Origin of the sequence: Shewanella sp. BJSY2023SW007 (genome assembly GCF_047314525.1) — a bacterium.
In the GTDB taxonomy this organism is placed as follows: domain Bacteria; phylum Pseudomonadota; class Gammaproteobacteria; order Enterobacterales; family Shewanellaceae; genus Shewanella; species Shewanella chilikensis.
This window is the reverse complement of the sequence record NZ_JBKORL010000089.1, coordinates 1-13,979: the sequence shown is the minus strand read 5'-3', so window position 1 is coordinate 13,979 and position 13,979 is coordinate 1. Positions and strand designations below refer to the sequence as shown.

Below are 13,979 nucleotides of genomic sequence, written 5' to 3'. Positions count from 1 at the left end.
AGCAGAGCATCATTTGCCGGAGAGAGTTATGAGTAAAATGTTTCGACTGGGCCTTATCATTAATCCGCTGGCCGGGCTTGGAGGCAGTGTGGCCCTCAAGGGCAGCGACGGTGTGGCAAAAGAGGCGCTTAGCCTTGGCGCCACCCCCAAGGCCGGTCTGCGAATGGAACAGGCCTTGGCTGTGATAGCGCCTTTTGCCGAGCGTCTGCAAATCTATACCGCCTCGGGTAACATGGGCGCCGACCTGGCGCAAAAGCTGGGTTTTCGCACAAAGGTGTGTTACCAAGCGGCGACGGATACCAGTCGCAGTGATACCCAGGCTGCCGCCAAGGCCTTGATGGCGCAGGAGCTGGACTTGCTGCTGTTTGCCGGCGGCGATGGCACGGCAAGGGATATCTATGGAGTTGTCGGTGAGCACTTCCCGGTGCTTGGTGTACCGGCCGGGGTCAAAATTCATTCGGGGGTTTATGGCATTACTCCCCATGCATCCGGGCTGGTATTGAAGCAACTGCTGGAAGGCGCCCTGGTGAGCTTGATGAGCGCCGATGTGATGGACATAGACGAAGAGGCCTTCCGCCAAGGCCTTGTCAGGGCGCGGCGTTATGGTGAAATGACAGTGCCTGCCGAGCCGCGATATATCCAGGCGGTGAAGATGGGCGGCCGCGAGGTGGATGAACTGGTGCTGGCGGATATTGCCGCCGAGGTGGTCGGTGATATGGAAGATGAGCTCTATATCATGGGCTCCGGCAGTACAGTGGCGGCCGTAATGGAGGAGCTGGGGCTCGACAACACCCTGCTCGGGGTGGATCTGGTGCAGAATAAGACCCTGCTGGCCTCGGATCTTAATGCGGCGCAGTTATTGAGTGCCACTGAAAATCAAAAGGTTAAGTTGGTCATTACCCTGATAGGCGGCCAAGGGCACATTCTTGGTCGTGGCAATCAACAGTTGTCGCCCGAGCTTATCCGGCGCATTGGCAAGGAAAATATCATCATCCTTGCCACCAAAAGCAAACTAAAAGCACTTGAAGGCAGGCCGCTTATCGTGGATAGTGGCGACCAGAAATTGGATAGCGAACTTAGTGGCTATTATCGAATTGTGACAGGTTACCGGGATTACGTGATGTATCAGGTGGCCAACCCAGACTTAGCGGAGTAGAGCATGTTAGAGAAGTACGAACAGGCATTGGAGCAGTGGATTGGCGAGATAGTGGCCGGCGGTGACGATGATGCCCTGTTTGCCAGCGGTTACCTGCAGGGGCATTTTGCCGTGGTGCTGGCCGAGCTGGAAAATGAGTCAGAGCAAGGGCCGGATGCCTTGAATGAGCGGATGCAGCAATGCCTGAAACTGGCAGCCAAAGAGCTGGAAGATGCCGACTACCGTCTGGTGGATAACGCCTGGTCAGAACTGAAACAGCGGATCGCTGCCTGAGTTCTGTCGGCACAGCGAGACAAGTTTGTTGTTGTGGTATAAAACCTGCAGTGGCTCCTTGTTGAAAAGGAAAGCTGTAATACCGGCAATTTTATCGAAATAATTATTATCCGATGACAAGAGTCATCGGATTTTTGTCTCTTTAAAGCCCTACGTAAGAATAGTTTTATCCGACAGCGTTTTTGTACTCTGGGCCGGGTTACCGGAGTAAAGGTGACATTGGGTGAAATGCTGCGGTAAAAGGGGAAATGTCAGTCTTAGTGTTCGTTGTGCATTTTGCAACTGCTTGATCTGAGGCTGAGAGACTATCTCTCGGATAGTCGCGGGGTGACCCGGAAAAAATGGCAAAAATAAAGAACACAGGATGAATTCAATGGAGTTGGAGATCCCGGAGCAGGACAAGCTGGCCTTCGGCCAATATTACGGGAAACAGATTGCCCCCAAGTGCCGACGTTATGAGTCGGTGCGAGAGGCAGCCGCTGCCAGGTATAGAGAGCGTAGAAAGATAGTTGCGCCTCTCACCTTTATCGGCATTCCGGCATTTTTGCTGTTTTTTGCCATGAGTTTCTACGGCGCTTTCATGCTGGATTTCGAAGATGGGGTGTTCTTCATTGGTTTTGGTGGCGCCGTGGTATCTTTGGGGTTGGTGGTGTTGGCCAATATCTGGGCAGGCAGTGAGATAGGTGAACTACGTACCCAGATAGTTGAGGAGATCTATCCTTTACTGCTGGGTTATTTCGGTAAAAGCTTTGCGTTCAATCCTCCGGGATTGCCTGAACTGGAAAGCTATAAAGACTATGGTCTCTTTCCCTCCTATGACAAAGGTTATTTTCAAAACTCGGTCAGAGGCAAGTATCTTAATGTGCCTTTTCTGCTTAGGGAACTGACGTTGCTCGAACGCACAGGCAAGAATGATAATGGTCCCCAATATAAGACGCTGTTCGACGGCATAGTGATAGAGTTTGAGCTGCCGAAGACATTTTCCGCTACCATCCAGGTGCGCCGCGATAAAGGTTTTATGGGCAATGGCTTGGCCCAGTTCAGAAGCAAACTCTCGAGGGTGAGGTTGGAAGACCCGGACTTTGAGCGTAGATTTGAGGTCTACAGTGACGATCAGCTCGAAGCCAGATATGTGCTTAATACCGCGACCATGGAACGTTTGTTGTCACTATCAGGATTTTATCAAGGTGAGCTGGAAGCTTGTTTCAAACAGGGGCGATTGTTTGTCAAAATAGCCTGTCAGCACAGCTATTTTGAGCCACAACTGGATCTACTCAAGCCGCTGGATCTCAGCGCAGACATAGAGCAAGTGTTTAAAGAAATCCATGAAGTGTTCGATTTGATTAAAGCCTTGAAATTAGACAGTCGCACCGGGCTTTAAACTCGAGGCTCAAGACCTTGGTTTTGAGCCGGGGTGTCTTTGGTTTCTGGTCGGTGGTTGCTGATGCACCTTTAAGCCAAACGCTCAAATAGTTTGGCTTAAGGCCAGGAAATCCCCCAGTTTGAGTCGGCTTATATGTCTGAGCCGGTTTAGATAGCCTCTGGTGGGGTGTCGGTTTCGGCAGTGGCAGGTAAAGGCCAGCCGCCAAGGGCTTTCCAGCGGTTCACTATGTAGCAGAATAGCTCGGCAGTGCGCTCTGTGTCATAAAGCGCCGAATGGGCTTCTTTGTTGTCAAAGGGGATCCCGGCCAAGGTGCAGGCCTTGGCCAGTACTGTATGGCCTATGGCCAAACCGGCCAGAGTGGCGGTGTCAAAAGTCGCAAAGGGATGAAACGGCGAGCGCTTGATATCATTGCGCTCGATTGCTTTGCTGACAAAGCCGTGATCGAAGGCGGCATTGTGAGCCACTATAATAGATCTGTGGCAATCGGCCGCCTTTTGTGCCTTCTTCACCGCCTTGAATATCTCCAGAAAAGCTTCTTTCTCGCTGACGGCTCCCCTGAGAGGGTTGTTGGGATCTATGCCGTTGAATGCCAGCGCCTCCGGCTCGAGATTGGCGCCTTCAAAAGGTTCTATATGGAAGTGCAGGGTTCTGTCTATGCCCAGATTACCCTCTGCATCCATCTTCAGCAGGGTGACCGCAATCTCCAGCAGCGCGTCTGTCTGCGCATTAAAGCCAGCAGTCTCTACGTCGATCACAACAGGGAAATAACCCCTGAATCTGTGCTTGAGTTGGTTGGCTAGGCTTGGCTGAGTCATGCATTTCCCCTGGAAAATAACGAAGCGGCTATTATGCTAAAACATCAACAGGGTGTCATGTTCGATTGTTGTTTTTATAGGCTAAAGGAATGAATTTCTTTGCCGATAGAGACAACATGGTGTGTGAAAAGAGAGATTTCTATGTGGCGTAAACTGTTTCTGCTGTCGACTCTTTGTCTGCCGCTGTCGGCGATGGCGGATCTCAGGCACTATGTGGCGTCGCTCGACGACTCTCATTGGCGCGTGGCGCAAAACACGCCTCTAGGTTGTAGCCTGGAGCACGATATTCCCGCCTACGGTAAAGCCGTATTTTCCAGTCATGCGGGAAAAGATCTGAATTTGCAATTTACTCTGGATATGTGGCAAAAGCCCGATGCCGTGACCCATGCCCGCTTGATGAGCAAAGCACCGGCCTGGCGTCCTGGAGTGACGTCCAAGGCGATTACCGAGCTGAGCTACCAGAAATATTTCAATGGTGAAGTACCGAAAAAGGCCGCCTGGTCCATGCTGGCAGAGCTGGACCGCGGCATGGAACCCACTTTTTACTACAGCGATTGGTACAACCAAAGCAACAAGGTGGCGGTCGGTCTTTCCGCGGCCAACTTTGCCCAGAAATACCGCGAGTTCAAACAGTGTTTGGCCAATCTACTGCCTTACAGTTTCGATGATATCGCTTTTACCGTGCTTACCTACGAGATGGGGGGGACTGAGTTGACCCGTTATTCCAAGGCGCAACTGGCGCGGGTGCAGGAATATCTGGCCTACGATCCTGAAGTGGAGCTGGTACTGATTGATGCCTATACCGATAGTTATGGCGGTCGCAGTATTAACCAGAAGGTGTCACAACAGAGAGCTGACTCAGTTAAAGATTTTTTTGTCGCAAGGGGGATCCCGGGAGACAGGATCCATACCGAAGGACACGGCGAACGGCGGCATGTGGCATCCAATGATTCCAGTGATGAACGGGTCCGTAACCGCCGGGTAGTCATCCGGATAAGCAAACCGCTCAAGTAGGGCCAAGAACTGACCTAAGAGAAGGTGCGAATAAGTCCTCGAGGCCTTCTCTTTTGTAGAAAGCGGCACAATTGAGTTAGTGTATTCCGGTAAGCGTTTTAGGCTATATTCGTCAAGGTAACTTTTTGTAGCTACCGGACATCTTATTCCTGGCCAAGTATGGCATCTAAAAACGAAAATGCCGTTCACTTTCCATGAACGGCATTTTTGTTTGGGGTTCTGCTTAATTCGTTTAAGCCTTATCGCGATGGCAGAAATAGTCTACTGCGCGTTTTACCAGTTCAATACCTGTCTGCTCGCATGGCGGCAGCTCGGCATCACTCTGTTTCAGCGGTGTGACTCTATCACCCCATTTCAGCAGCAAGGCCGCGCTGGTGAGGCCAGCGCCGAAGGCACAGGACAGAATGTGTTGTCCTGGCTTGATCATGCCTTTTTCCAACGCATCACAGATGGCGATGGGAATAGTCGCGGCCGAGGTATTGCCATAGTTGGCTATATTGACGAAGGCTTTCTCTTTGGGGATCTTCATTCTGTGCACCAGAGTGTCGATGATCCTCTCGTTGGCCTGATGGGGGATTACCCAATCGACTTCTTCCTTGTCCAAGCCACATTTGTCCAATACTTGGGCGCTGAGTTTACCCATGCCGTTGATGGCACGTTTGAAAATCTCCTGACCGTCAAACTGAATGTAGAAGTCCAGCGACTCGGCGACAAATCTGTCCATACCCGTACCGAAACTGGCCTTCAGAATGTCACGACCGTCTGGGTCATTATTGAGCTCATAGCCCAGTACGCCACATGGGCTGTCTGTCGCTTCCAGTACTACAGCACCAGCACCATCACCGAATAGTACTGCAGTTTCTCTTCTTGACCAGTCGAGATAAAAGCTGAGACGCTCGGCACCGATAACCAGTACTTTTTTGCATTGACCACTCTTTATCTGGGCGGTTGCAAGGCCTACGCCGTAGAGAAAGCCACTGCAGGCGGCGTTAATGTCAAAGGCGGCACAGGTTGCGCCTACATTGGCCTGTACGGTCGAGGCTATGTTGGGGATCAGAGTGTCCGGGCTGGCGGTGGCCAGGATAATCATGTCCAGTTCGCTACCTTCTATGCCGGCGGCGGCCAGCGCATGCTGGGCAGCGACTGTAGCCAATTCAGAAGTGTTGACGTGGCTGATATGACGCTGGCTAATCCCTGTTCTGGGTTTAATCCATTCATCGGAGGTATCGATAAAGGTAGCCAGATCATGATTGGTCAGTACGGCAGGGGGAACGCACTTTCCCCAGCCGGTAATAGTGGCGTACTGCATTGAATTTACTCTCAAAATAAAAAGACAGAAGCCAGATCTGTCTTTTGGACAACTAAAGCGCTATTGCTTGGAAAGGGTCGTGATTTTTCAGCTCACCTGTTGGGCTACCAATTCCTGAATGGCATTGGCAGCGTGCAGTATGTGGGCCCTTAACAGGACCACGGCCTCATCTATTTTCTTTTGCCGACATAATTGCAGTAGATCCCTGTGATCCTGTTCGGCTCGAGGGATCCCGCCTGTCAGCAACAACTGTAAGCGTATATAGCGATCACAGTTGGTGTTCAGACCATGTACGACTTCCATGGTATGGGGACGGTTGGCGGCGCGGTACAAACTTGTGTGGAACTCTGTGTTGAGTTCGCTCCAACTGCCCACGGCATTATCCTGTTTAAAGGCGGATTCCAGTTTGTCCAGTACGGCTTCGGCCTGACGCAGATCTTCATCCTGCAGGTTTGGAATGGCTTTGGCAAGGAGATCAGTTTCAATCAGTGCTCTGAGTTCAAATAACTCGCTGACTTGTTCAACCGATAGTTCGGTAGCCGTGGCGCCTTTATGAGCTTCAAACTTGACCAAACCCTCGGCTTCCAGTTGCAAAAGGGCTTCCCTGACCGGAATCCGGCTGACATTCATCTCTTCTGCCAGGGCGCTCTGACGCAACGGTTCACCGGCTGCGATTTCCCCTGAAAGAATTTTTTCCCGCAACACTTCGACCACAACCTGAGTGCGCGTTTTATGAACGATGGGCGTAGTTCGGCTCATAGATCCCGTCTTTGTATACGTTATTCGGTTTTGATCCGATTAAGACTACAGCGAATATTCAGATAAATAAAGGGAAACCACTAGGGGGTCCTGTTTCTGCGTTGTTCAAGGTGATGGTGGATTTCGAGCAGAGCAGTGCTAAGTTGGTGCAAACATCGCAGCTATGTCGGATTGGCAGGTTTGAGCTCCTGAATTGATAAAAACAGCATACAAAAACGGCGCCTAAGCGCCGTTTTGTCCGATAAGACAATGTGGCTCAATCCTTGAGGCCGTGTACCTTGTCGACACCGTTATTACGTCCCTCGGCATGACAGATGGCGCAGCTTTCACTGCCGCTCTGATACACAGGTCCACCACTGGCATCTTTTTGGAAAACGCCACCGAAGGCTTCGGCATGGCTGGCCCATTTATCCACCTGGATATGGCAGCCACCACAGGCTGCAACCGTTGGCGAGTATTCAGCCAACTGGCCTTTCTCGGTGGCGCCGGGAGTGGCGACCAACACGGAGGCGCTTTGGCTCAGGCCTTCCAGTGTAAGTTGACCCTTGCTATGGCAGGCGCGGCAATCATTGGCTGGCTTGGGATAAGTGGCCGCCTCTCTATCGCCACCCATACCGGCTACAGTACGGGTACCACTGTGCAGCGAATGCACCATTTCCCTGTAATTCAGACTGTTATTCAGGGTACGGACCGCTTTTACTTGATCCATGCCCGGAGTATGTTTCAGCCCGGCATTCAGGTACATATTGGTGCCATTGTTGTGGCAGTCGTTGCAGCTCTTATCAGTCAGGGCCGTGGCACCTTGAGGCGCATGACAACTGCCACAACTGTCATTAGCTGGCTGGAAATGACTGGCCAGCGTATGAGCGCTGACAACCCGCTGCTGCATATCGCTGTCATGACAGCGCTGGCAAGCGGTTTCATCAGCAATGGCTTTGCTGCTCGCCGGAGCGCCGGTGAGCGACAATGCGTTCTCGGCAATCACCTCGATGCGGGTAGAGTTGGCATCGCAAGCCACCGCAAAGCCTGTATTGGGATCGGCGCAGACAAGCAGTTTCGCCCGAACCCGAGTCTTGTCCAGCTCACCGAAGTCCGCTATCTGAAGCGGGCCTATGGCGGCGCTGAGACTGTGCCCCTGCATGGCAAGGGTGACGTCGTCCCCAGGTTTGGCCAAATTCCAAATCTTGTGCTGACCATTGTTGAGCGGACGATTAAGCGGCTCGGGATCGCCACTGACGGTCAGCCACAAAGACTCAATAGCCGGATCATCAGTCGGCAGCCGTCCTTGACTTCGATAATCCAGGCCGATATTCAGCTTGTCGCCATCGATAGCGGCAGCGGAGATCGTAAAGGCATACTCCTGTTTGATGAGTTTACTTGTCTTGCCAAGGCTCAAGTGGATTTTACCTGCGCCTTCTGGATTGCTGGCATCCGGATGGCAGCCTGAGCAACTCTGTTGCCATCCTCTGGGGAAGAGTTCTCTATCGTGGAATAAAGCACTGGCACTGCCATTCCAGTCATCCGGGGCATCTTTACTGTGACAGCTCAGGCAGCTGTTACTGCCGGGAATAAAGTATTGGTTGGCTTGCGGCGCCGCATCGGGAATATGACAGCTCTTACAGTCGTTGATATCACCTGGATAGTGCAACTGGCTGTAGTCATATTCATGGCCTCGATAGCCAACGACCTTATAATCGGCCTGGTGAATTTTGTGAGTCAGGGTCGCCATATCAAGCGCCGAGCCGGTTTCAGGGTCGCCTGAATAGCTGGTGTGACACATAACACAGCCTTCAAAGGCAAAACGCTTACTGCCGTGCATTAACAAACGCGCCTCACTGTTATCCCTGTCACTGCCGTGGCAGCGATAACATGCTTGCTGCTGATCCATCAGTACCCGGCTGTCTTCGGCTGCGGCGGCTTGGCCGGTTGCAGGAATAAAGTCATAGACACTGTTGATCAGCATACTGCTCGGGGAACTGTCGGCAGCGGGTTTGAGTTCAAGATAGACCCTGTGAGTCTTATCACTCTCATACTGGGTATCTAGCCCTTCAAAGCTTGGGTATTGATTGAGTGCCTTGCTGAATTGATAACGGTAACGCCCCTGGCCTAAGCTTTGCAGACAATCGAGTTTACAGTCACTCTCAATCCCGGCTTGCCACTGTGCTGCGGCCTTTGCTGTTGCCCCTGTTCCCGGCTCAACCAGTTTATTGATATAGCTTATCCATTGGGGGGCGCGGCTTATTTCATAGCGTCCCTCCACCGGCTTTGAATCGCCGTACATGGGCTGAGCGCTGCCCAATTTGGCTATGCCCATGGCCAAGGCTGAAACCTGTTCCAGTTGTTCCAGCCCTGTCACGGCAACACCGTTAGAGTCGCTTAAGAAAAAGTCGACCGAAACCCGGGTTTGCTCATCTATGGTGACGGCTTCGATATTGGCCTGCAGTGATTTGGCTTTGGCAATATTGATCCCCACTTCGCCCGGAGGACCCACTTGGCCGTCATCGCCATCGGAACATGCAGCCAATAAGCAAACCACCAGTGGAGATAGTTTCCACCAGGCGTTTTTAGGCTTGAATTTCATCATTTCCCATTCCTTTAAGTTTTTAGATTCTGTCGGGATTTCTAATTAGGAATGTATGCGAGGCTTAATCTATTTGATTTGAATAATTTGTCTGTGACCATCGTCAATATGTTCCAGCTATAACTGATAAGCGCAGGTTCAGTCTAAATTGTGTTTTTCTATTTTTAGAAGATTGTAATTTTAATATTTGATTGTGGTTTTAGATAATGAGATTGACCGACTTGCCTGTGAGTAAATGTGACTCAGATTGGGAAAAAATGTCTGGATTTAATTAGCATGAGTCGTCGGGTTTTTGGTGTATGCATATTTAAATAATATTTCTTAAACTAATTAAGGAACGCAATATGATTACCAGACGAGGAATGCTGAAAGGGAGTATGGGAGCTGCCGTAGGCACTGTCTATGGTGGAACGCTTATCAGCTTTCTTACCGGTTGTGGCAGCGACAACGACAGCGATGAAAAGGTTGAGGTGTTACCCGGTGGATTGATGGTGGTTAATCCGGTTATCTGCGTCAGTTGCCGTCGCTGTGAAATCGCCTGTGGCTGGAACCATGAAGGCGATTGCAGCCCAACCCTGGCAAGGGTCAAAGTCGAACACAACATGAACTATGGGCCTCATGGCGTGCAGTTCAATTACACAGAACAGCGGGGGGAATGCGGCGACCGCACTGTGGTGCCGGCCACTTGTCGCCATTGTGAGGTTTGTACAGAGGTCTGTCCGCAGCAGGCTATTTCAACTCATCCGGAAACCGGCGCTAAAGTGATAGATGAAAAGCGCTGTGTCGGCTGTGGTTATTGTGCCGATAAATGTCCGCAACAAGTGATCAAAGTTGTGCGTAGCAAAATGAAAGCCGTGAAGTGTGATCTGTGTCAGGGCGAACCGGCTTGCGCCCAGGTTTGTCCAACCGGTGCGATTAAGTTTTATACCTGGGAACAGGCGGAAGCTGCACTCGAACAATATGAAAAATATACTGGCCTGATCGGTTAATGAGGTAATAGAAAATGACAGATAAACTTGGCGGATGGGCCGGTAAAGTATTAAGAGTTAATTTAACAACCGGTGATATTACAACAGAGTCAACCGATAAGTATCATGATTATATTGGTGGTATGGGGATAGGCTATAAGATTCTTTGGGATGGCCATAAAGATAATATTAAGGCCACAGACCCTGAAAATATTATTGTATTCTCCGCCGGACCATTAACCGGTTCCGGGGTGATTTGTACTGGTCGTACTACTATTACTTCCCGCAGCCCAGTGATTAAAGATCATCTGATTTCTGATGGACATTTCGGTGGTCACTTTTCACCGGCAATGAAATATGCTGGATTTGATGCCATCGCCATTGAAGGTCGCGCCGCTGCACCGGTATGGCTCAGAGTTGAAGACGGTAAAGTTACATTGGAATCAGCCGCCGCGCTCTGGGGTAAGGGGATTTTTGATACCCACGCCATGATAGCCGAAATGATGGGCCCCAATGCCCAGGTGGCTGCCATAGGCCAGGCGGGGGAGAATCAGGTGCCCCTGTCAGTGATTATGACTCAGGGTGGACATTCTGCCGGAGGCCATGGAGCTGTACTAGGGTCAAAGAACTTCAAAGGGATAGGCATCATAGGTACAGGGGCTGTGGCCATTGCCGCCGATAACACCAACATGCGTCGGCTCGATGACCATATTCTGGGGATTATAGGCGCCAATAACCAAGGGGTTGTGCCTTCTACTCCGCAGTCCTGGGCCGAATATTCCAATGGTATTAGCCGCTGGAAGGCGCGTCCCGGACTTAAATGGGGGCAATCGGATCAGCAGATTGAGCTGGGCGAGGTGCCTTGGAATGAACGTAACAAGGTAGGCTTCCGTACCTCAATGGCCGAGATGTACTTCGGTGAAGAGTACGCCAACAAATGGATGAAGCGTACCGGTGGCTGCCATGCCTGCCCCATTCGCTGCTTCTGTGAACTAAAGGTGCCTGAGCTGAAACAGAAATATGGTCGCAAGAGCGAACATATCTCCAACGTCTGCATGGGATTCCTGGCGCCTCAGTATCTGATGGATACCAAGAAGGGCTCGGAAGAACATGCTATGACAGGTGCGCTGGGTGGTAACTTGATCGACGATTACGGCATCTGGTGTAACTATGGTCTGATTTCGCACCTGTTCAAGTACCTCAAAAAACACGATATGTTCCAATATCTGTTGCCTAAAGAGGAGTTTGACAGCATCCCATGGGATCTGTGGGACAAGAAAGATCCGGCGTTTCTTATCGATTTTTACCGCCGTATCGCCTATCGCGAAGGGGAAATTGCCCATATGGCCGATGGCATGTCGGATCTCATTGAGCGCTGGAAACTGGATGGACGTAATCCGGATCTCGGTTATTGGGATATCCACAAAGAATCCTCGGTGAAAATTTTCAATAAGAAGACCAACGCCGCTGTGCACCATGCCAGTGAGACCGCAGGGCAGGTGGGCACCCTGATCAACATGGTGTTCAACCGCGATGCTCAGTGTCACTCCCATATCAATATTGTTAACTGTGGCTTGCCTCAGGATATGATAGAAACCATAGCCGCCGAATTCTGGGGCGAAGGGGCCTTTGATAAGGTGAAATGGTATACCCCAATAAACCCGGCCAAGGTTAAGTTCGCCAAGTGGTCTTTGGTGAAAAATGTGCTGCACGACTCATTGACTCTCTGTAACTGGATGTTCCCCTTGCTGGCTTCGCCGGACAAGAATCGTAACTATCGCGGAGACAGCACCATAGAATCCCAGATGTTCTCTTTGGTCACAGGTAAAGAAGTGACTGAGACTGAGCTCGACTTTATGGCCGAGCGGGTACTGCATTTGCACCGGGCGCTGACCATCATTCAAATGAATGAGATCAATATGCGCAATGAGCACGATGTGCTCAGTGATTGGGTTTACGACCTGGATCCCGACAAAGCCTTCGGCGATGAAGGCACCATCAAGATGGACAGGGACGATATTCAAAAGGCGTTGGATATGTTCTATGACGATTTTGGTTGGGACAGGCAAACCGGGGCACCGCTGAGATCAACCCTGGAAAAATTCGGCCTGGGTTATGCCGCCGATGCGCTGGAGGCCCGTGGCTTGTTGCCGGGATAAAGCATGCTGGAACTGGTGGACTTTATCCGGTTGTTCAGCCAGCACGGACGTCTGGTTTCCCTGCCGCAGCTGTTGGCTGTGGCAGGGGATGACACAGAGAAGGCTGTGGATGCGGTACAAGAGTATATCCGTTTGATCCTGGCGCCTGAACACAGGGATCTGAAGATGCGTGTATCAGAGGGAGAACACTTTTTCTATTCAGACCGTTACATGGTCGACAGCTATGCCAACCGTTGGTTGGCACTGCAACGCGGCGAGGTTGCCGCGACCCTGGCGCAGCAGATCCGCGAAGCCAGTTGTCGCCATACCGCTGTGCTTGAGGCTTCGGTTTTGGGGTATCCCCCTTATAGCCTGGATGTCGAAGCGCAGCAAGCGCTGCGACAACAGTTGCTGGCGATGCCGGAATATGACGACATACGCTATGACATAGGCAACGATGGCAAGGGGTATTACTTCTCCACCGATGGTCTGAGTCCTGAATATGCCAGAGTGCTCGCAGACTACGACCCGTTTGAATGGTCATGCTGAGCCCGGAAGTCTGATGCCTCCCTGCGGGCGTGCTCCCGAGCATCAGACATCCGGGTGAGGCACTTATCCCGGGCTCCAATGCCCGGGTTTTCTTATCCTCTGCCGTCAAGCTCACAACATAAGCCTGTTCTCACAGTGCATTTTGCCGCAATGAGTGGAATAATATCGCCATTCGCTTTCTGGGAGGCAAACAGTGAACCGAGCGGTTTTTTTGGATAGAGATGGTGTAATCAATGTCGATCACGGCTATGTACATCAAATAGATGATTTTGAATATATCGAAGGCGTCTTCGATGCTTGCCTGGCGTTGAAGCAACAAGGCTATAAGCTGGTGGTGGTGACCAATCAGTCGGGGATTGCCCGTGGGCTCTACACTGAAGAGCAGTTTGCCAGCCTGACTGAATGGATGGATTGGAACTTTGCCGACAAGGGCGTGGATCTCGATGGTATCTATTACTGCCCGCACCATCCGGAGAAGGGCATAGGTGAATACAAGCAGGATTGTGACTGCCGTAAACCCAAGGCAGGAATGATCAACAGTGCTGCCAGTTTTCTTAAGCTGGATCTTGCTGCCAGTGTAATGGTTGGTGACAAGGCTGATGATATGCGCGCCGCCAAAGCGGCGGGGATCCCGGTGCGGATCCTGGTCAGAAGTGGCAAAGAGGTGACTCAGGAAGCCATGGATGAGGCGAGCGTAGTACTGGATAGCATTGCCGATGTACCTAAATATCTGGCATCACTGGCCTAATTTGGCGGATTATCGGACTTCTTGGTGTAATAGTAATCACTCGAAGGCTTTGATAAGAAAAATCGCCTTTTAGGGGTTGCGCAAAAATTCAGGCTCCCTATAATGCGCAACCACTGACCCGCGACAGGGTCTGGAAGTCAAAGATTCAAGCATCGAATGCTTTAAGTTGAAATGCTTGGCTGGCTTCTTTTGCTCTTTAACAATATATCAAGCAATCTGTGTGGACACTCACAGGCATTGAGAAATCGACAAAACGATTTAACTCGATGAAGAGTGTTCATACGA

At 51.1% G+C, this 13,979-nt stretch carries 12 protein-coding genes; 8 read left to right on the top strand and 4 right to left on the bottom strand.

Annotation, left to right across the window (positions count from 1 at the left end; all coding sequences use genetic code 11):
• The first annotated feature begins 28 nt into the window (after positions 1 to 28).
• The 3 genes from ACMHXE_RS14650 to ACMHXE_RS14640 all read left to right on the top strand — a co-directional run bounded on the left by ACMHXE_RS14650 (position 29) and on the right by ACMHXE_RS14640 (position 2,810).
• Positions 29 to 1,156: an ATP-NAD kinase family protein gene (locus ACMHXE_RS14650; RefSeq protein ID WP_413732666.1), complete on the top strand. Its 1,128-nt coding sequence runs from the start codon at positions 29 to 31 to the stop codon at positions 1,154 to 1,156.
• Positions 1,157 to 1,159: 3 nt separating this feature from the next.
• Positions 1,160 to 1,429, top strand: a complete 270-nt coding sequence (locus ACMHXE_RS14645; RefSeq protein WP_025010460.1) for a YfcL family protein — start codon at positions 1,160 to 1,162, stop codon at positions 1,427 to 1,429.
• 364 nt (positions 1,430 to 1,793) lie between these two features.
• Entirely contained in the window at positions 1,794 to 2,810 is a 1,017-nt protein-coding gene (locus ACMHXE_RS14640; RefSeq protein WP_101053445.1) for a DUF3137 domain-containing protein, read from the top strand.
• A 149-nt stretch (positions 2,811 to 2,959) separates the two neighbouring features.
• Here ACMHXE_RS14640 and rnt read toward each other — a convergent pair whose 3' ends face one another.
• A complete protein-coding gene (rnt, locus tag ACMHXE_RS14635) occupies positions 2,960 to 3,628 on the bottom strand; it encodes a ribonuclease T (protein WP_101053447.1) in 669 nt (222 codons plus the stop codon).
• 141 nt (positions 3,629 to 3,769) lie between these two features.
• Between rnt and ACMHXE_RS14630 the strand changes: the two genes are divergently transcribed.
• A complete protein-coding gene (locus tag ACMHXE_RS14630) occupies positions 3,770 to 4,642 on the top strand; it encodes a flagellar protein MotY (RefSeq protein WP_101053450.1) in 873 nt (290 codons plus the stop codon).
• Positions 4,643 to 4,874: 232 nt separating this feature from the next.
• Here ACMHXE_RS14630 and ACMHXE_RS14625 read toward each other — a convergent pair whose 3' ends face one another.
• The 3 genes from ACMHXE_RS14625 to ACMHXE_RS14615 all read right to left on the bottom strand — a co-directional run bounded on the left by ACMHXE_RS14625 (position 4,875) and on the right by ACMHXE_RS14615 (position 9,294).
• Positions 4,875 to 5,951, bottom strand: coding sequence for a ketoacyl-ACP synthase III (locus ACMHXE_RS14625; RefSeq protein WP_101053452.1), 1,077 nt, complete (start codon positions 5,949 to 5,951; stop codon positions 4,875 to 4,877).
• Positions 5,952 to 6,038: 87 nt separating this feature from the next.
• Positions 6,039 to 6,710 (bottom strand): GntR family transcriptional regulator, encoded by a 672-nt coding sequence (locus ACMHXE_RS14620; protein ID WP_101053454.1) that lies wholly within the window; start codon positions 6,708 to 6,710, stop codon positions 6,039 to 6,041.
• Between the two features lie 256 nt (positions 6,711 to 6,966).
• Complete coding sequence (locus tag ACMHXE_RS14615) at positions 6,967 to 9,294, bottom strand: multiheme c-type cytochrome (RefSeq protein WP_413732663.1); 2,328 nt, start codon at positions 9,292 to 9,294, stop codon at positions 6,967 to 6,969.
• Positions 9,295 to 9,635: 341 nt separating this feature from the next.
• Here ACMHXE_RS14615 and ACMHXE_RS14610 point away from each other — a divergent pair, with 341 nt between their 5' ends.
• The 4 genes from ACMHXE_RS14610 to gmhB all read left to right on the top strand — a co-directional run bounded on the left by ACMHXE_RS14610 (position 9,636) and on the right by gmhB (position 13,694).
• Positions 9,636 to 10,280, top strand: coding sequence for a 4Fe-4S dicluster domain-containing protein (locus ACMHXE_RS14610; protein WP_039035623.1), 645 nt, complete (start codon positions 9,636 to 9,638; stop codon positions 10,278 to 10,280).
• A gap of 14 nt (positions 10,281 to 10,294) precedes the next feature.
• Positions 10,295 to 12,418, top strand: coding sequence for an aldehyde ferredoxin oxidoreductase (locus ACMHXE_RS14605; protein ID WP_101053458.1), 2,124 nt, complete (start codon positions 10,295 to 10,297; stop codon positions 12,416 to 12,418).
• Between the two features lie 3 nt (positions 12,419 to 12,421).
• Positions 12,422 to 12,946 carry a hypothetical protein gene (locus tag ACMHXE_RS14600; protein ID WP_071237957.1) on the top strand — a complete coding sequence of 175 codons (525 nt, stop codon included), beginning with the start codon at positions 12,422 to 12,424 and terminating at the stop codon, positions 12,944 to 12,946.
• A 193-nt stretch (positions 12,947 to 13,139) separates the two neighbouring features.
• The gene (gene gmhB, locus ACMHXE_RS14595; RefSeq protein WP_096142695.1) at positions 13,140 to 13,694 is read left to right on the top strand and encodes a D-glycero-beta-D-manno-heptose 1,7-bisphosphate 7-phosphatase; all 555 of its coding nucleotides are present in this window, start codon (positions 13,140 to 13,142) and stop codon (positions 13,692 to 13,694) included.
• The last annotated feature ends 285 nt before the right edge of the window (positions 13,695 to 13,979 follow it).